This is a genomic window from Streptomyces catenulae, from assembly GCF_000718015.1.
Classification (GTDB): Bacteria; Actinomycetota; Actinomycetes; order Streptomycetales; family Streptomycetaceae; genus Streptomyces; species Streptomyces catenulae.
In genome coordinates this window covers 53,072-70,700 of sequence record NZ_JODY01000012.1, presented here as the reverse complement: position 1 = coordinate 70,700, position 17,629 = coordinate 53,072, and the positions used below count along the sequence as shown (strand labels likewise).

At 73.0% G+C, this 17,629-nt stretch carries 15 protein-coding genes and 1 tRNA gene; 7 read left to right on the top strand and 9 right to left on the bottom strand.

Annotated elements, in window-relative coordinates; all coding sequences use genetic code 11:
• Positions 1-211: 211 nt before the first annotated feature.
• Positions 212-1,072 carry a spermidine synthase gene (locus IF23_RS0113330; RefSeq protein ID WP_030283229.1) on the top strand — a complete coding sequence of 287 codons (861 nt, stop codon included), beginning with the start codon at positions 212-214 and terminating at the stop codon, positions 1,070-1,072.
• Between the two features lie 23 nt (positions 1,073-1,095).
• Here the strand turns inward: IF23_RS0113330 and IF23_RS0113325 are convergent, their stop codons facing one another.
• A complete protein-coding gene (locus tag IF23_RS0113325) occupies positions 1,096-1,677 on the bottom strand; it encodes a hypothetical protein (RefSeq protein WP_030283227.1) in 582 nt (193 codons plus the stop codon).
• Positions 1,678-1,800: 123 nt separating this feature from the next.
• Between IF23_RS0113325 and IF23_RS0113320 the strand changes: the two genes are divergently transcribed.
• The 3 genes from IF23_RS0113320 to IF23_RS0113310 all read left to right on the top strand — a co-directional run bounded on the left by IF23_RS0113320 (position 1,801) and on the right by IF23_RS0113310 (position 5,249).
• On the top strand, positions 1,801-2,490 hold the full coding sequence (locus tag IF23_RS0113320) for a response regulator transcription factor (RefSeq protein WP_030283225.1): 690 nt from the start codon (positions 1,801-1,803) through the stop codon (positions 2,488-2,490).
• Positions 2,487-3,902, top strand: coding sequence for a sensor histidine kinase (locus tag IF23_RS0113315; protein WP_030283223.1), 1,416 nt, complete (start codon positions 2,487-2,489; stop codon positions 3,900-3,902). The genes IF23_RS0113320 and IF23_RS0113315 overlap by 4 nt, the downstream gene beginning before the upstream one ends.
• Before the next feature lie 201 nt (positions 3,903-4,103).
• Complete coding sequence (locus IF23_RS0113310) at positions 4,104-5,249, top strand: chitinase (protein ID WP_030283222.1); 1,146 nt, start codon at positions 4,104-4,106, stop codon at positions 5,247-5,249.
• Positions 5,250-5,259: 10 nt separating this feature from the next.
• Here the strand turns inward: IF23_RS0113310 and IF23_RS0113305 are convergent, their stop codons facing one another.
• Positions 5,260-6,165 (bottom strand): helix-turn-helix domain-containing protein, encoded by a 906-nt coding sequence (locus IF23_RS0113305; RefSeq protein ID WP_211266158.1) that lies wholly within the window; start codon positions 6,163-6,165, stop codon positions 5,260-5,262.
• A 128-nt stretch (positions 6,166-6,293) separates the two neighbouring features.
• On the opposite strand from IF23_RS0113305, the gene IF23_RS0113300 reads away from it, so the two are divergent.
• Positions 6,294-6,944 carry an NAD(P)-dependent oxidoreductase gene (locus IF23_RS0113300; protein WP_030283217.1) on the top strand — a complete coding sequence of 217 codons (651 nt, stop codon included), beginning with the start codon at positions 6,294-6,296 and terminating at the stop codon, positions 6,942-6,944.
• A 62-nt stretch (positions 6,945-7,006) separates the two neighbouring features.
• Here IF23_RS0113300 and IF23_RS0113295 read toward each other — a convergent pair whose 3' ends face one another.
• The 4 genes from IF23_RS0113295 to IF23_RS0113280 all read right to left on the bottom strand — a co-directional run bounded on the left by IF23_RS0113295 (position 7,007) and on the right by IF23_RS0113280 (position 10,630).
• Positions 7,007-8,365 carry an alkaline phosphatase gene (locus tag IF23_RS0113295; RefSeq protein WP_030283215.1) on the bottom strand — a complete coding sequence of 453 codons (1,359 nt, stop codon included), beginning with the start codon at positions 8,363-8,365 and terminating at the stop codon, positions 7,007-7,009.
• 201 nt (positions 8,366-8,566) lie between these two features.
• Positions 8,567-8,642 (bottom strand) — tRNA-His (locus tag IF23_RS0113290).
• A gap of 111 nt (positions 8,643-8,753) precedes the next feature.
• Positions 8,754-9,371 (bottom strand): oligoribonuclease, encoded by a 618-nt coding sequence (orn, locus tag IF23_RS0113285; RefSeq protein WP_030283214.1) that lies wholly within the window; start codon positions 9,369-9,371, stop codon positions 8,754-8,756.
• A gap of 5 nt (positions 9,372-9,376) precedes the next feature.
• Positions 9,377-10,630, bottom strand: a complete 1,254-nt coding sequence (locus IF23_RS0113280) for a GlxA family transcriptional regulator (RefSeq protein WP_030283212.1) — start codon at positions 10,628-10,630, stop codon at positions 9,377-9,379.
• Between the two features lie 918 nt (positions 10,631-11,548).
• Between IF23_RS0113280 and IF23_RS0113275 the strand changes: the two genes are divergently transcribed.
• Positions 11,549-12,070 carry a universal stress protein gene (locus tag IF23_RS0113275; RefSeq protein WP_030283209.1) on the top strand — a complete coding sequence of 174 codons (522 nt, stop codon included), beginning with the start codon at positions 11,549-11,551 and terminating at the stop codon, positions 12,068-12,070.
• A gap of 422 nt (positions 12,071-12,492) precedes the next feature.
• On the opposite strand, the gene glmS is transcribed toward IF23_RS0113275, so the two are convergent.
• Both glmS and IF23_RS0113265 read right to left on the bottom strand, forming a co-directional pair.
• A complete protein-coding gene (glmS, locus tag IF23_RS0113270; protein WP_030283207.1) occupies positions 12,493-14,322 on the bottom strand; it encodes a glutamine--fructose-6-phosphate transaminase (isomerizing) in 1,830 nt (609 codons plus the stop codon).
• 182 nt (positions 14,323-14,504) lie between these two features.
• Positions 14,505-14,804 (bottom strand): hypothetical protein, encoded by a 300-nt coding sequence (locus IF23_RS0113265; RefSeq protein ID WP_245654975.1) that lies wholly within the window; start codon positions 14,802-14,804, stop codon positions 14,505-14,507.
• A gap of 191 nt (positions 14,805-14,995) precedes the next feature.
• Between IF23_RS0113265 and IF23_RS0113260 the strand changes: the two genes are divergently transcribed.
• Positions 14,996-16,585 carry a beta-N-acetylhexosaminidase gene (locus tag IF23_RS0113260; protein WP_157848011.1) on the top strand — a complete coding sequence of 530 codons (1,590 nt, stop codon included), beginning with the start codon at positions 14,996-14,998 and terminating at the stop codon, positions 16,583-16,585.
• Here IF23_RS0113260 and IF23_RS0113255 read toward each other — a convergent pair.
• Positions 16,470-17,627, bottom strand: a complete 1,158-nt coding sequence (locus tag IF23_RS0113255) for an acyl-CoA dehydrogenase family protein (protein WP_030283202.1) — start codon at positions 17,625-17,627, stop codon at positions 16,470-16,472. The two genes, IF23_RS0113260 and IF23_RS0113255, sit on opposite strands and share 116 nt — an antisense overlap.
• Positions 17,628-17,629: the final 2 nt, after the last annotated feature.

The window sequence follows — 17,629 nt, the reverse complement described above, 5'->3', positions numbered from 1 at the left end:
GCGGAAGGCGGGCGCGCGCCGGGCCGGGGCGCCCGGCCGCCCGTCGCCTCCGGCCGGACCGCACGCCGCACCCGTACGCCCCCGGCGCCCGCGGCCCTCCCGCGCGCCGCCCCGCAGCCGCCCCGGCGCCCGTCCCGTCCTGCCCTGACCTGCGCGGACGCCGTCGTCCCCGGCCGTCACGGACCGGTGGACCGGCCGCCATACTGGGGGCATGGCGAAGAGCAGACGCGGGCGCGGTGGCGCGGAATCCGTGGTGGAGACGGTGGACGGCGGCGTCGCCGAGCTGCGGCCCGACCGCGACCGGCCCCGGGCCCGGACCCTGCTCATCGACGGCGCCCCGCAGTCCTTCGTCGACCTCGACGCCCCGGACCACCTCGACTTCTCCTACCAGCGGCGCCTGGGCCACGCCGCCGACCTGGTGGCGCCCCCGGGCAGGCCGCTGCGCGCCGTCCACCTCGGCGGCGGCGCCCTCACCCTCGCCCGTTACGTCGCGGCGACCCGGCCCCGCTCCACCCAGCAGGTCGTGGAGATCGACGCTCCGCTGGTCCAACTGGTGCGCCGGGAGCTGCCGTTGGAGAGCGGCTGGCGTATCCGGGTGCGCGGCGGCGACGCCCGGGAGCAGCTGGCCAAGGTCCCCGACGGCTGGGCCGACCTGATCATCGCCGACGTCTTCCGCGGCGCCCGTACGCCCGCCCATCTGACCAGCACCGAGTTCGTCACCGAGGTGCGGCGGGCGCTGGCGGACGGCGGCTGGTACGCGGCGAACGTCGCCGACGGCCCGCCGCTGCGCTTCCTGCGCGGTCAGATCGCCACCGCGGGCGCCGTCTTCCCGGAGCTGGCGCTCACCGCCGACCCGGCCGTGCTGCGCGGCAAGCGGTTCGGCAACGCCGTCCTGCTCGCCGCCGCGCACCCGCTGCCGGTCGCCGAGCTGACCCGGCGCGCGGCGAGCGACCCGCAGACCGGCCGCGTCGAACACGGCCGTGCGCTGCGGGACTTCACCGGCGGCGCGACGCCCGTCACCGACGCCACGGCCGTCGCCTCCCCGCAGCCGCCGCCGGACGTGTTCGCCTGAGACCACGGGCCCGGCGGCGGCCCTCATTCGATCCGGCTGCTGCTCCGCCGTCGGCTCTCGCTGATCTGCACCATCGGCGGATGGCCGTCCCAGGTGCACAGGACCGTGGCGTGCCGGTCGCCGCCGCTGCCGGTGAACTCCACCCGGATCAGGGCGTCCTGCTTCCACACCTGCATCTCCCAGCCCGCCTCCGGCGTCGCCGACACCAGCTGCGCCGAGTCGGGCCGCAGATCCAGCACCACCCGGCCGCCGGACGTGGTGAAGCTCTTGACGGTGCCGCCGCTGTCCACCGGTACGGCGGTCCGCTGCGGGGCGGGCCGGTCGCTGGGCGCCGCGTTCCCGGTGGTGGCGGGCGGCGCGGGCGGCGTCGGCGTCGGCGACGGCGAGGCGGTGGTCGCGGTGGGGGAGGGCTTGGGGCGGTGCGTGGAGGACGACTGGGGGGCGGCCGTCTCCGCCGAGGGCGCGGCCGCCGCCGAGAGCGGGACCGCCCGCGGCGGGTCGTACGCCGAACCGGACAGCACCGCGTGCACCCCGAACCACGAGATCGCGACCGCGCCGCCGGTCGCCAGCGTCCACGCCCCCGTATGCATCAGCCCGCGCCGCATCCGGCTCATCCCCGCACCACCGCCCGCCCCGCGCCCGCTCTCGTCCGACCCGGCCCGCGGCGCCACCGGGCAGGCGTCAACTTCGCGCCGGACGATACCCCCGGATGGCGTACGGTGCCGCCCATGGCAAGTGTGCTCGTCGTCGAGGACGACCCGTTCGTCCGCTCGGCCCTCATCCGGCATCTGACCGAGGCGTCCCACACCGTACGGAGCGTGGGCACCGCCCTGGAGGCGCTGCGGGAGGTGGCCCACATCGGCTTCGACGTGGTCGTCCTCGATCTCGGACTGCCCGATCTGGACGGCGCCGAGGCCCTGAAGATGCTGCGCGGCGTCACCGACGTCCCCGTGATCATCGCCACTGCCCGGGACGACGAGGCCGAGATCGTCCGGCTGCTCAACGACGGCGCCGACGACTACCTGACGAAGCCCTTCTCCGTCGAGCACCTCTCGGCCCGGATGGCGGCCGTGCTGCGCCGCTCGCGCGCGGGCGGCACCGCGGAGGCACCGTCGCGGGAGGTGCGGATCGGCGGCCTCCGCGTCGACCCGCTGCGCCGCGAGGCCACGCTCGACGGCGCCGTACTCGACCTGACCCGCCGCGAGTTCGACCTGCTGGCCTTCCTCGCCGAACGCCCCGGCGTCGTCGTCTCGCGCAAGGAACTCCTCGCCGAGGTCTGGCAGCAGTCCTACGGCGACGACCAGACCATCGACGTCCATCTCTCCTGGCTGCGGCGGAAGCTGGGGGAGACCGCTGCCCGCCCCCGCTATCTGCACACGCTGCGCGGGGTGGGCGTGAAGCTGGAGCCGCCGCGGTGAGATGGGCCCTGGTCAAGGTGGCGCTGGCGGTCACCGCGATGGTGGTGGTCGCCTTCGCCGTGCCGCTGGGCCTGGTCGTCAAGGAGATGGCCCGCGACCGGGCGTTCTCCAACGCCGAACGGCAGGCCGCCACCATCGGCCCCGTCCTCGCCATCACCACCGACCGCACCCAGCTCGAACGCGCCCTCGCCAGCGCCGAGACCGGACCCGGCGGCCGGATCGGCGTCCACGTCCCCGGCGACGGCAAGAACGCCCGGCCGGTCGGCATCGGCTTCCGCCGCGCCTCGGACCGCGACGTCGCCTCCGTCGTCGCCCTCGGCCGCGCCTCCATCGCCCCGGTCCGCGGCGGCTCCTCGCTGCTCCAGCCGACGGCGGTGGCGACCGGCGTCGCCGTCGTCGAGGTGTACGTCCCGGACGCCGCGCTCGGCAACGGCGTCGCCACCTCCTGGCTGGTCCTCTCCGGCGTCGGGCTGGCGCTGATCATCGGCTCGGTCGCGGTCGCCGACCGGCTCGGCACCCGGATGGTGCGCGCCGCGAAACGGCTCGCCGGGGCCGCGCACCGGCTGGGCACCGGCGAACTCGGCGTCCGCGTACCGGAGGAGGGCCCCAAGGAGCTGCGGTCGGCCGCCACCGCCTTCAACTCCATGGCCGACCAGGTCGTCCAGCTCCTCGCCAACGAACGCGAACTGGCCGCCGACCTCTCCCACCGGCTGCGCACCCCGCTCACCGTCCTCCGGCTGAACGCCGCCTCGCTCGGCGACGGTCCGGCCGCCGAGCACACCCGGGCCGCCGTCGAGCAGCTGGAGCGCGAGGTCGACCAGATCATCCGCACCGCCCGGGAGCAGAAGTCGCACTCCCAGAAGGCGGTGGCCACCGCCGGGTGCGACGCCGCCGAGGTGATCCGGGAGCGGATGGCGTTCTGGTCGGCGCTGGCCGAGGACGAGGGCCGCACCGTCCGGGTGGCGGGTGCCCACCGCCCGCTGCGCGTCCCGGTGGCCCGCCCCGATCTGGCCGCCGCCCTCGACGCGATGCTCGGCAACGTCTTCCGGCACACCCCCGAGGGCACCGCCTTCGCCGTCGACGTGCACCACGCCGGGCCGGCCGGGAACGCCGTCATCGTGCTGGTCTCGGACGCCGGTCCCGGCATCGACGACCCGGACGCCGCACTGCGCCGCGGCCACTCCGGCGGCGGCGACGGCTCCACCGGCCTGGGCCTGGACATCGTCCGTCGGCTCGCCGAGTCGACCGGTGGCGACATCCGTATCGGCCGCTCCGTCCTGGGCGGCACCGAGATCCGCGTCTGGCTCGCCCTCGACGGCCACGGCCCGCCCGACGCCCCCCACCACGGCGGTGGCCACCGCCTCCGCCGCCGCCTCCCGCTCCGGGGACGCCGCAGGGGCAGGACGGGCTGAGGGACGGCCAGGGGGCGCACCGACCGTGCGCCGGGGAGCGCCCCACACTGCCACCCACGCCCCCTCAACCTCCCCTTCCCCGGCCCGCGCACCGGGCATGACCCCTTCAACTCCCGTACCGTTCCCTTCGTTTGCCCGGTCCGCCCCGACGTTTCGCACCCCACCACCGTCCCCACCCGCGACGACAGGCAGGTGTACGCCATGAGCCCCCCGGTCCCGCGCCGCCGTACGAGCCGCTCGGCCAAGCTGTTCTCGGCCGGTGCCGCCGTCGCGGCCACCGCCGGTGCCGCGTTCGCCGCCGTCGTACCCGCCCCGCCCCACCACGCCCCGCACCCCGCCGCCTCCAGGGCGAGCGGCGAGACCGGCGCCCCCGGGGCGACCGCCGGGGCCGGTGCGCCCGGTGCGCCCGCCACGCCCGGTGCCCCCGCCACGCCCGCGGCCCCCGCCCGCCCGGGCGCCGCCTTCTCCCCGTACCTCGACACCTCGCTCGGCCCCGCCCCCGACCTCCTCGACACGGCGCGCCGGACCGGCGTCGACCACTTCACCCTCGCCTTCCTCACCTCCGACGGCGGCTGCAACCCGGCCTGGGGCGGCGACGGCGAGCTGGCCGACGACCCCGTCGCGCGCCAGATCGACGGGCTGCGGGCGGCCGGTGGCGACGTCCGGGTCTCCTTCGGCGGCGCCGACGGCTCCGAACTCGCCCTGGCCTGCCGCTCGTCCGACGCCCTCGCCGCCGCCTACGCCAAGGCCGTCGACCACTACCGGCTCACCGCCGTCGACCTCGACATCGAGGGCGGCGCCCTGGCCGACACCGCGGCCAACACCCGCCGCGCCCGCGCCCTCGCCCGGCTCCAGCGCAGCCACCCCGGTCTGGACGTCTCCCTCACCCTGCCGGTGATGCCCGACGGCCTCACCGAGGACGGCGTACGCCTCGTCGCGAACGCCCGGCACCACGGCGTCACCGTCTCCACCGTCAACGTCATGGCGATGGACTACGGCGCCTCCTACGACGGCGACATGGGCCGCTACGCGATCCGCGCGGCCACCGCCACCCAGGCCCAGCTGAAGGACGCCCTCGGCCTCGACGACGCGGCCGCCTGGCGGGCCGTCGCGGTCACCCCGATGATCGGCGTCAACGACGTCCGGACCGAGACCTTCACCCCCGGCGACGCCGCCGAGCTGGTGGCCTTCGCCCGCCGCAGACACCTCGGCGGCCTCTCCATGTGGTCCGCCGCCCGCGACCGCCCCTGCCCCGGCGGACCCCGCCGCGCGGCCTCGCCCACCTGTAGCTCCGTCGACCAGCGCCCGCACGACTTCACCAGGGCGTTCGCCACCTACACCGGCTGACCGGCGCCTGCTATCCGGTGACCGCCGCCCCGCCCCGTACCGCCTCCCGGAACGCGGTCGGGGTGGTCCCGGCGTGCCGCTGGAAGAACTTGGTGAAGTTGGCGGCGTCGGCGAAGCCCAGCCGGGCGGCGACGGCGGCGGCCGAGCCGTCGCCGTGCGCCAGCAGCCGCTTCGCCTCCAGCACCACCCGCCGGTCGATGAACTCCTTCGCCCCGATCCCGGCCGTCGCCTCCGTCGCCCGCGACAGCGTCCGCGGCGCGTACCCGAGCGCCCGCGCGTAGTCCGCCACCCGGCGGCTGTACGCGAAATCCCGCTCCACCGCGTCCCGGAACCGCAGGAACGTCGCCCCCGCCGCGCACTCCGCGTCCGCCGCGGGCACCTCCGGATGCGCCACCCGCAGCACCAGGACGGCCAGCAGATGCCGCAGCACGTCCAGATGGGCCGCCCACGGCAGCCCGGCGCGCTCCCCGAACTCCTCGTGCAGCTGGTGCAGCGCCGCCCGCGTCCGCTCCGCCGCCGCGCCCGCGGGGTGCCGGACGGCCGGGCCGTACCAGTCCTCGATCCGCGCCGCGGCCGCCGTCGCCGGATCCAGGAACCCGGGCTCGAACAGCACCAGCAGCCCCTCCGCCCGCGCCAGATCCCCGAAGTGCTGCACCTGCCCGGGCCGCGACCACAGCCAGTCGCCGGGGCCGACGGTGTGCTCCCGGAAGTCGACGGTGTGGTGCAGCCGCCCGCGTTCGACGGCCAGCAGATGGTGGAAGCCGGGCCGGTGCGGGGTGGCCAACCGGCAGGCGTCGGCCCGCTCGCGCAGCTCGGCGAGGGTCAGCACCTCGACCCCGGACGGCCGCCCGGCCGGTGCGGAGAACGCCACCTCCGGAATCTCCCGCCCGGCCGCACCCTGACGATCCTGTCGCATTTTCACCACCACACGTCCCATGTCCACCGCGTTCCACGCACCTGACGGCCCTAGCGTAGAAGACGTCGGCCCCGCCGATGACGGAAAACGTCAAGCCCGCCCGGAGGCGGCAGACCCCAGGAGAGACCATGTCCACGCTCGCGATCTTCGGCGCCAACGGCACCATCGGCAGCCGCATCGTCCAGGAGGCCCTGCGCCGCGGCCACCAGGTCACCGCGGTCGTCCGCGACCCCGCGAAGCTCACCCTCACCGACCCGAACCTCACCGTCACCACCGGCGACGTCCTCGACCCGGCGTCCGTCGCCCAGGTGGCCGCCGGGCAGGACGTGGTGATCAGCGCGGTCGGCGGCGGCGACGGTCCCGGCCACCTCGCCACCATCGAGCCCGCCGCGCAGGCGCTCGTCGCCGGGCTGCGCACCCTCGGCGACACGGCCCCGCGGCTGCTCACCGTCGGCGGCGCCGGATCCCTCCGCAAGCCGGACGGCACCCAGGTCTGGGACGCCGAGGGGCTGCCCGAGTTCCTGCTCCAGATCATGCACGCGCACGGCGACGCGCTGGACTTCTACCGCACCGTCTCCGACGTCCGCTGGACCAACCTCAGCCCCGCCGCCCTCATCGAGCCCGGCGAGCGCACCGGCGGCTACCGCACCGCCACCGACGACCTGGTCGTCGCGGCGGACGGCAGCAGCCGCATCTCCGCCGAGGACTACGCGGTCGCCCTCCTCGACGAGATCGAGCACCCCCGCCACACCGGCGAGCGCTTCACCGTCGGCTACTGACGTACGCGCACACGACGGGAGGGGGAGACCGAAACCCGGTCTCCCCCTCCCGTTCCTCCAGGTCAGCGCAGGCCCATGGCCTCCCGCAGGGTGCTGAACAGATCGGTCTGGTTGGTGACGCCCAGCACCCGGTACGCCTTCGGGCCCTGCGCCGCGATCCGCACCTGGGTGCCGGTGTGCTCCTGGGACTCACCCGGCGGGTTGGTCGAGTAGTTGACCTTCAGCTGCTGGCCCTCGTCGGTGACGAGCGTGGAGGTCAGCCCGGGCGGAGCCGCCTCCAGCGGGACGATCTGGCTGGAGTGGCCGTGGTCGGCGGTGGTCACCACGAGCGTGTCGGGGTGCTTGGCCGCGTAGTCCCGGGCGACCTTGACGGCGCGGTCGAACGCGGCGGTCTCACCGATCTGCCCGCACGGGTCGGCCGCATGGTCCTGCTTGTCGATCGAGGCACCCTCGATCTGCAGGAAGAAGCCCTTCTTGGCGTGCTTCTGCTTCGCCTCCAGAAGCTGGATCGCCTTGCTCGCGGAGTCGGCGAGGCTCGGCGTGGAGCCGGGGCGGTCCGGGTTGGCGGTCACACACCGCTGCGGGTCGGTGCCGCCCTTGGCCGCCGGCTCACCGGTCCACTCGGTGGGCACGTTGCCCGGCGCGAAGAGCCCGAGCACCGGCTTGCCCGGCTTGACCGCCTTCATCGACGCGTCGTCCGTGACGACCCGGTAGCCCAGCTGCTGCGCCTGGTCGGTCACCGTCCGGCCCTTGTACCGGCCGTCGGTCACCTTCTGGTCGAACCGCTGCTTACCGCCGCCGAAGAGCACATCGACCTTGTGGTTGACGGACTGCTCGGCGATCGAACCGGGCCCGCCGCCCGCCACCGTGTCGGTCGGGCACTTGGCCATGTCCGCCGGTCCCTGGCAGGAGCGGTCGGTCACGTGCGAGGCGAGCACCGCGGGCGTGGCGTCGGTGAGTTCGGCGGTGGTGACGCTGCCCGTCGCGTAGCCGCCCTTCTGCGCCAGCTCCAGAATCGTCGGCACCGCCTTGTCGGTGCCCGGCGTCTTGGAGATCCGCCCGTTCACCGTCTTGTGCCCGGTCGCCCACCCCGAACCGCTCGCCGCGGAGTCGGTCACGTAGTCCGGCGTCCCGTCCTTGTGCACGGCGTACGTGGTGTACGCGCCGGTGAGCGGGAAGCGGTCCATGTTCAGGCGGCCGTCCGCGCCGACCGTGTAGTCCCGGGCGAGCGTGATCTCCGAGTCGCCCATACCGTCGCCGATCAGCAGGATGACGTTCTTCGCCTTCCCGCCCTTGATGGCCTGCTGGGCCTGCTGCTTGGTGTCCGAGGCACCGGCGGCGGTGGTGACGGCCACGGTGGCGGTGGTCGCGGCCACCAGGGCGGCACCGATCATGAGGTGGCGACGGGCGGGTCTGGGCATGGCACGGCTCCTTGCGAGCTTCGTGGGGCGGGTGACGACGAGACGTACACCACCAGCCGCCGGTGAAGCTCCGGTGACGCTCCGGCGATCTCGCTGCATCCGGGACATGACACACGGATGCCGGGCCGGGGGAGCGCACTGCGAAGAAGGAAGAAACGGCGAGGGCCCGATCCGCTTTCGCAGACCGGGCCCTCGCCGTACTGGGGTGAGTAACGGGACTCGAACCCGCGACATCCTGGACCACAACCAGGTGCTCTACCAGCTGAGCTATACCCACCATGGCCGGTGCTTGTGTGGTTCCTTTTCCCCACCGGCTGAGAAAAAGTGTACAGGGTCCGAAGGAGTGCTCGCTCCCGGCTTTCCCCCCTGCCGGGAGCGAGCTACGTCACTACGGCGTGGCCGGGGCCACGGGCGGCACCACATGCTTGGCCGCGAGGGCCTTCGCGGTGTCGGAGTCCGGGCCGGGCTGCGGCACGAAGACCGCCTCCCGGTAGTAGCGCAACTCCGCGATGGATTCACGGATGTCGGCCAGCGCCCGGTGGTTGCCGCTCTTGTCCGGACTGTTGAAGTACGCCCGCGGATACCAGCGCCGGGCCAGCTCCTTCACCGACGACACATCGACGATCCGGTAGTGCAGATAGTTCTCCAGCGTCGGCATGTCGCGGTGGAGGAAGCCCCGGTCGGTGCCGACGGAGTTGCCGCACAGCGGCGCCTTGCCGGCCTCCGGCACATGCTGACGGAGGTACGCCAGCACCTGCTCCTGGGCGTCCTCCAGCGTCGTGCCGCCGTCCAGCTCGTCCAGCAGTCCGGAGGCGGTGTGCATCTCGCGCACCACCTCCGGCATGGTGGCCAGCGCCTCGGCGGGCGGCCGGATCACCACATCCACGCCGTCGCCGAGTACGTTCAGCTCCGAGTCGGTGACCAGGGCGGCCACCTCGATGAGCGCGTCGGTCGCCAGCGAGAGACCGGTCATCTCGCAGTCGATCCACACCATGCGATCGTTCATACGGCTCACCCTACGGGGCGCTCACGCTGGCTGGGCAGCACGGGGCGTCCGGCACCCCGCCCGACCGGCGACTCCGGAAGGCGCGCCGCATAGGCGTCCGACTGCGGTTTACCGGCCTCCGGGTCGGCGGTGGCCAGCGCCGTGGCCGGATTGGCCAGCGCCGCGAACCGGTCGCCCACCGCGGCCGCCCGCTCGCTCCGCTCCGCCCGCAGCCCGCCCTCGGGCGCACCACCCTGCGGCCGCCGGGCCCGGTACGCCGCGCGGTACGCCGCGGGCGAGGCACCCAGCTGTCGCCGGAAGTGGCCGCGCAGGGCGACCGGCGAACGGAAACCGCAGCGCCCCGCGACCTCGTCGACCGAGTAGTCGGAGGTCTCCAGCAGCCGCTGGGCCTGGAGGACCCGCTGCGTGATCAGCCACTGGAGAGGGGCGCTCCCGGTCAGGGAGCGGAACCGCCGGTCGAAGGTGCGACGGCTCATATAGGCGCGGGCCGCCAGCGTCTCCACGTCGAACTGCTCGTGGAGATGCTCCAGCGCCCAGGCGACCACCTCGGCGAGCGGGTCCGCACCGATCTCCTCCGGTAAAGACCTGTCCAGGTAGCGCTGGTGCCCGAGGTCGGCCGCGGTGCGGCGGGGCGGTACGACCAGCCGTCGGGCCAGTGCGTTCGCCGCGTCCGCGCCGTGGTCGCTGCGCACGATGTGCAGGCACAGGTCGATACCGGCCGCCGTCCCCGCGGAGGTGAGCACATCGCCGTCGTCGACGAAGAGTTCACGCGGGTCCACATGGACGGACGGGTAACGCTTGGCGAGCGTCGGTGCGTACATCCAGTGGGTGGTGGCCGGGCGGCCGTCGAGCAGTCCGGCCGCGGCGAGGACGAACGCCCCCGTGCACAGCCCGACGATCCGGGCCCCTTCCTCGTGCGCGCGGCGCAGCGCGTCGAGTGCCGCGGGCGGCGGGGCCTGGGTGATGGAGCGCCAGGCCGGTACGACGACCGTCCCGGCCCGGGCGATGGCTTCCAGCCCGTAGGGAGCGGACAGTTCCAGCCCCCCGGTGGTGCGCAAAGGCGCTTCTTCGCCCGCGCACACAAGCAATCGGTATCGGGGAACGCCCGCGTCCTGGCGGTCGATTCCGAAGACCGAGAGCGGTATGGAGCTCTCGAAAATGGGGCCGCCGCTGAAGAGGAGCACCGCGACTATTTCGCGGCGTCGTCGGGCAGCGAGCTTGCGTGCGGGATCTGGTACGGCAGCGGAGTCCTGGCTCATGGCACTTAAGCCCCCCTCGGTCGTCTCGCCCTCTCGGTACTGCACAGCTCCCCCGCCATAACTACCAAGATCGAATCTACTGTGTCCCGTGAGGATGGCGTGCCAAGTTCACCACCCGCTGGTATGTCGATATGGCAACTTGGCGCGAAGCATTCGATCACGAAGCGTTCCACTCGTCGGGCCTCCAGGGAAAGTGCGCGTCTCGGCTCTGCCCGTTCGCAGTAGGGCACAACCATGCCGAGCGGTCCTTTCCGCCCTGCTCACGCCGGGGTTGGGGGGTGGTCGGACCAAGGTGGTGATCCGGACCCCAAGTTGGCTGAAAACGGTTGTGTCAGGGGTTGTGCGCTCCCTCTTCGAGCCCTGCGTACGTGTCGGAACACCCCCTGCTTCCATGCGCCCCCGTCCGCTTACGTCCCGCTCTGTCCTGGTGTGCGGCGGCCGTCACGGCAGCCCCAGGGGTTACGGCCGGGGTGCGGTCCCGGCGCCCGCCGGGCCGGGCGGACCAGGGGGTGTCGCCGGGCGCCCGGCGACGGCGGAGGGACCCGCTCCGGGTGGCGGTCCGGGGGTCCGTGGGCGGTGCGGATGGCCGGAGAACGCCACACGCGTCCCAGGGGGTACGTACGGGGGCAGGCCGGGGCATTGCCAACCGGGCCCGGCTCCGGCATGCTCCGGGGGACCGTTCGAGGGGGAACCCCGCCCCGTACGGGCGCTCTGGTGCCTCCGCGGCCTTCTGGGCAGCGGAGGAGTGGCGCCGTACTCTTGGGGTAAAGCCTTGGGAAGATGATTCCCGGTCGTATCGTTCTTCGTTGAACTAAGACGTCGGCCCCTCGATCGGGTCAGCTCAGTCAACTGCCGGATCAAGTCACACGCCGTCCCCCGTTCGCCCCTCCGCAAGAGGACGTCCTCGCCGAGACATCAATGGCCGGTCACGAATTTCCCGAACCCGCGCACCGCAAGCAGGTGGCCGACCCGCTGGCCGACCTCCGGGCGGCGGAAGAGGCGCACCATCCCTGTGATCCCGCGTTCCGGCACGGCGTCGTCGTCGGCTTCGACGGATCCATGTCGAGCGAACGGGCGTTGGCGTATGCAATCGGTATGGCACGGCGCCTCGGCTCGGGCCTGATCATCGTGCATGTCGCCAACAGACTGCCGACGACCGTGTGGGCGGGGTGCGAACCCCCCGTCTTCGTGGACGTCCCCGACCACCGCACCGAGGTGCTGGGCCTGGAGCTGGCCTGCGCCGACCATCTCTCCGAGGTGCCCTGGATCCTCGTCGAACGCGGCGGGGACATCTGCCACGAACTGGAGGAGGTCGGCCGGGAGTACGAGGCCGACGGCATCGTGGTGGGCTCCACCCACGGGATCGTGGGCCGGATCTTCGGCTCCGTCGCCGGTCGGCTGGCCCGCCGCGCCCAGCGCCCGGTCATCGTCGTCCCCTGAGCGCCGAGGGGCCCGCCCACCGGGCCCCTCCGCGCCGCTCCGGCGCGCCCGTACGGCGTCCGCCGGGCCCGGTGCCGCCCCTGTCGCGTCGGCGCCGCGGTGCGCCCGTGTGCGGCTCCCCGGTACGCGTCCGGATCTCCCTGGAGTGTGCACAGTTGCGGGGGAGACATGGGGATTGCGGGCAGTCGTGAGATCAACTGCCGTACCGAGGTGGATTGTGACGGTGTGACGGGTAGACACCGGTCGGGCGCGACAGCCGTCCGGGCAGGTCCCGGACGTGTCAGGAGCGTGCCGCCGACCGGGAGATGACGGTTGACCGGAGCGGCGGCATCCGCCGGCGTATGGGCGACGCCGGCAGCAGGGGAGGCGGCGGCTCCGTGCGGCGTGGTGGCACGCACGGAGCCGTCGGCCGCCCCGTACGACTACTCCACGGTCACGGACTTGGCGAGGTTGCGCGGCTTGTCGATGTCGCGGCCGAGCGCCAGCGCCGTGTGGTGGGCGAGGAGCTGGAGCGGGATGCCCATCAGGATCGGGTCCAGCTCCGGCTCGTTCTTCGGCACCACGATCGTGTGGTCCGCCTTCTCCTGCTCCTGGTGGGCGACGGCGAGGATACGGCCGCTGCGGGCCTTGATCTCCTCCAGCGCGGCGCGGTTCTTCTCCAGCAGGTCGTCGTCCGGCACGATCGCCACCGTCGGCATCGCCGGTTCGATGAGCGCCAGCGGGCCGTGCTTCAGCTCCGACGCGGGGTAGGCCTCGGCGTGGATGTACGAGACCTCCTTGAGCTTCAGGGACGCCTCGCGGGCCACCGGGTAGCCGCGCACCCGGCCGATGAACATCATCGACTTCGCGTCGGCGTAGAGCGCCGAGAGCTTCTTGATGTCCTCCTCGCCCTTGAGGATCTCGTCGATCTGGCCGGGCAGCTTCCGCAGGCCCTCGATGATCCGCTTGCCGTCCGCGACCGACAGGTCCCGGATCCGGCCCAGGTGCAGGGCGAGCAGGGCGAAGGAGACCACCATGTTGGTGAAGCACTTGGTGGAGACCACGCAGACCTCCGGGCCCGCGTGCACGTAGATGCCGCCGTCGGTCTCCCGGGCGATGGCCGAGCCGACCACGTTGACCAGGCCCAGCACCCGGGCGCCCTTGCGCTTCAGCTCCTGGACGGCGGCGAGCACGTCGTAGGTCTCACCGGACTGGGAGACGGCGACGTAGAGGGTGTCGGGGTCGACGACCGGGTTGCGGTAGCGGAACTCGGAGGCCGGTTCGGCGTCCGAGGGGATGCGGGCCAGCTCCTCGATCATCTGGGCGCCGATCTGACCGGCGTGGTACGAGGTGCCGCAGCCGAGGATCTTCACCCGGCGCACCGCGCGCGCCTCGCGGGCGTCGAGGTTGAGACCGCCGAGGTGGACGGTGGCGAAACGGTCGTCGATCCGGCCGCGCAGCGCCCGGTCCACCGCCTCCGCCTGCTCGGAGATCTCCTTGTGCATGTACGTGTCGTGGCCGCCGAGGTCGTACGACTCGGCCGCGTACTCGACGGTCTCCGGCGTCGTCGTGGTGCGCGAGCCCTCGGTGGTGTACGTGCGGTAGTCGTCGGCCTTGAGGGTGGCCATCTCGCCGTCGTCGAGGGTGACGACCTGGCGGGTGTGGGAGACGAGGGCGGCGACGTCGGAGGAGACGAACATCTCGTGCTCGCCGATGCCGAGGACGACCGGGGAGCCGTTGCGGGCGACGACGATGCGGTCGGGGAAGGCGGCGTGCAGCACCGCGATGCCGTAGGTGCCCTCGATGTGCCGCAGCGCCTCGCGGACCTTCTCCTCCAGCGTCTCCGCGGTGGAGCGGCCGATGAGGTGGGCGAGGACCTCGGTGTCGGTCTCGGAGGCGAATTCCACGCCGTCGGCGATCAGCTTGGCGCGCAGGTCGGAGGCGTTGTCGATGATGCCGTTGTGGACGACGGCGACCTCGCCGGTGGCGTCCACGTGCGGGTGGGCGTTCTCGTCGGTCGGCGCGCCGTGGGTGGCCCAGCGGGTGTGGGCGATGCCGGTGCCGCCCTGGAAGCGCTTGGGCAGCCGCGACTCCAGCTCCCGCACCCGGCCCTTGGCCTTGGCGGTCTTCAGGCCCCCGGCGGACTTGCCGGACGCCTTGGCGTGGATGGCGATGCCCGCCGAGTCGTAGCCGCGGTACTCCAGTCGCTGCAGCCCTTCCAGCAGCAGCGGCGCGACATCGCGCTTACCGATGTATCCGACGATTCCGCACATGGGGTGAGCCTCCTGGGTGACGTGGGGACGGGCCGCGCGGCGCGCGCCGCGGGCGGTGCCGGTGCGCGACGGCCGCGCGGGTGATGACGTAGGAGCGGACAAACGGAACGGAAAGGTGGTGGGGCATGGGCGGCGGGGTGGCGCCGGTGGCCCGGCGGGTGTCTCCGGCGGGTGCGGCGCGGTCAGCCGTAGACCATGCGGCGGAGCTGGCGGACCGTGAGATCCGGTGGGGTCACGGCGCGGTGCGGCAGCTCCTGCCGGACGCGCTCGAAGATCGCGTCGTTGCGCAGCCCCTGGAACTGCAGCTCGCGGTGGCGGCGGCGGACGAACGCCTCCGTCGTCTCGTCGAAGTACGCGAGCACGTCCAGCACCACCCGGGTGGCCTCACCGCGCTGCAGCGGTGTGCTGCGCACCAGGTGGTCCACCAGGTCGTCGTGGGGGGCGGGACGGGTGTCCACGCCACGGGCAGGGGGTTCGAGCACGGGTCGATACTGCGGGGGAGCGGAGAGTTTCGCAAGAAACCTGCCCGATATCGGGCAAGGTCGTGGCGAAAGTGCCGGAGATTGGCCCATACCTTGACCTGGAAGGGGGCTCGCGGTACGCATGGTGACCGTTCGGTCGCTCCATGCCATGTTCGACATGCCATGCACGATGCTCGCCGAAGGGATCGTCGATGAGACGACGCAGACTCCTCTGTTCCCTGCTGCTGGTGACGGCCGCCGGGACGGCCACCGCAGCCGCCCCGCCACCGGCCGCCGCGGCACCCGCCGCCACCCCGCTCGACCGGGTCGTCCCCGCCCCCGCCGCGGTCCACCCCGGCGGGGACCCGTACACGCTCGGCGACCGGACCACGATCCGGGTGCCGGGCGGTGGCGCGGAGGCCCGGCAGGTCGCCGGGTACCTCGCCGGGCTGCTCCGCCCCGCCACCGGCTTCAGCCTGCCCGTCACCACCCGCTCCGGGTCGGACGGCATCGTCCTGAAGATCGGCGGGAAGGACACCGCGAAGCTCGGCGCCGAGGGGTACCGGCTGGAGTCCGGGCCCCGCTCCGTCACCGTCCGCGCGGCCCGTCCCGCCGGGCTCTTCCACGGCGTCCAGACGCTCCGTCAGCTGCTGCCGCCGTCCGTCGAGCGCCGCACCGAGCAGCCCGGCGCCTGGCGGATCGCCGGGGGCACCGTCACCGACACCCCGCGCTACGGCTACCGCGCCGCGATGCTCGACGTCTCCCGGCACTTCTTCGGCGTCCGGCAGGTCAAGCGGTACATCGACCAGCTCGCGCTCTACAAGCTCAACACCCTCCATCTGCACCTCTCCGACGACCAGGGCTGGCGGATCGCCATCGACTCCTGGCCCAAGCTCACCTCGCACGGCGGCAGCACCCAGGTCGGCGGCGGGCGTGGCGGATTTTTCACCAAGGCGGACTACCGCGAGATCGTGAAGTACGCCGCGAGCCGGTATCTGACCGTCGTCCCGGAGATCGACATGCCGGGCCACACCAACGCCGCGCTCTCCTCGTACGCCGAGCTGAACTGCGACGGGAAGGCGCCGCCCCTCTACACCGGCACCGACGTCGGCTTCAGCTCGTTCTGTGTGCCGAAGAAGAAGACGTACGACTTCGTCGACGACGTGGTGCGGGAGCTGGCCGCGATGACGCCGGGCCGCTATCTCCACATCGGTGGCGACGAGGCGCACTCCACCAGCCATGACGACTACGTCGCCTTCATGGACAAGGTGCAGCCGGTCGTCGCGAAGTACGGCAAGACCGCCATCGGCTGGCACCAGCTGGCCGGGGCGCACCCGGCGAAGGGCACCGTCGCGCAGTACTGGGGCTACGACGCGACCTCCGCCGACGAGCGGAAGGAGGTCACCGAAGCCGCCGCGCACGGCACCCGGCTGATCATCTCGCCCGCCGACCGCTCGTACCTCGACATGAAGTACGACAAGAACACCCCGCTGGGGCTGGCCTGGGCCGGATACGTCAGCGTGCGGCGCTCCTACGACTGGAACCCGGCCACCTATCTGCCGGGCGTCCCCGAGAAGGGCGTGCTGGGCGTGGAGGCGCCGCTGTGGACGGAGACGCTGTCGACGTCGGCGCAGCTGGAGTGCGGGCGGCCGGTGACGGCCCGCCCGCCGCTCGACGCACGGGCCGTCAGCCGACGCCCAGCTCCCGGGCGATCAGCATCCGCTGGACCTCGCTGGTGCCCTCGCCGATCTCCAGGATCTTGGAGTCCCGCCACATCCGGGCGACCGGGTACTCGTTCATGAAGCCGTAGCCGCCGTGGATCTGGGTGGCCTCCCGGGCGTTGGTGACCGCGATCTCCGAGGAGTACAGCTTCGCCAGCGCCGCCTCCTTCTTGAACCGCTCGCCGCGCACCATCCGGGAGGCCGCGTCCCGCCACGCCAGCCGGGCGGTGTACGCCCGCATCTCCATGTCGGCGAGCTTGAACTGGATCGCCTGGTTGCTGCCGATCGGCTTGCCGAACGCGTGCCGCTCGCGGGCGTACTTCACCGACTCGTCGACACAGCCCTGCGCGAGGCCGGTGGCGAGCGCGGCGATGGCGATCCGGCCCTCGTCGAGGATGCGCAGGAACTGCGCGTAGCCGCGGCCCTCCTCGCCGACCAGGTTGGCCAGCGGCACCCGGACGTCGGTGAAGGACAGTTCGCGGGTGTCCGAGGCGTTCCAGCCGACCTTGGAGTACGGGGCGGCGACGGTGAAGCCGGGGGTGCCCGACGGGACGATGATCGCGGAGATCTCCGGGCGGCCGTCCGGCTTGCGGCCGGTGACGGCGGTGACGGTGACCAGACCGGTGAGGTCCGTACCGGAGTTGGTGATGAAGCACTTGGAGCCGTTGATCACCCAGGAGTCGCCGTCGCGGACCGCGGTGGTGCGGGTGCCGCCCGCGTCGGAGCCGCCGTCCGGCTCGGTCAGCCCGAACGCGCCCAGCACCTCACCGGTGCACAGCTTGGGCAGCCACTCCCGCTTCTGCTCCTCCGTACCGAAGAGGTACAGCGGCATCGCGCCCAACGACACCCCCGCCTCCAGGGTGATCGCCACCGAGGAGTCGACCCGCGCCAGCTCCTCCAGCGCGATGCCCAGCGCGAGGTAGTCGCCGCCCATCCCGCCGTACTCCTCGGGGAACGGCAGCCCGAACAGGCCCATCCGGCCCATCTCGCGGACTATCGGGTACGGGAAGGCGTGCTGCTCGTAGTACTCGCCGATCTGCGGGGCGACGACGTCGTGCGCGAACGCCTCGACCGTGCGCCGGAGTTCTTCCAGCTCGTCGGGGAGACGGTGGTCCAGGGACATGG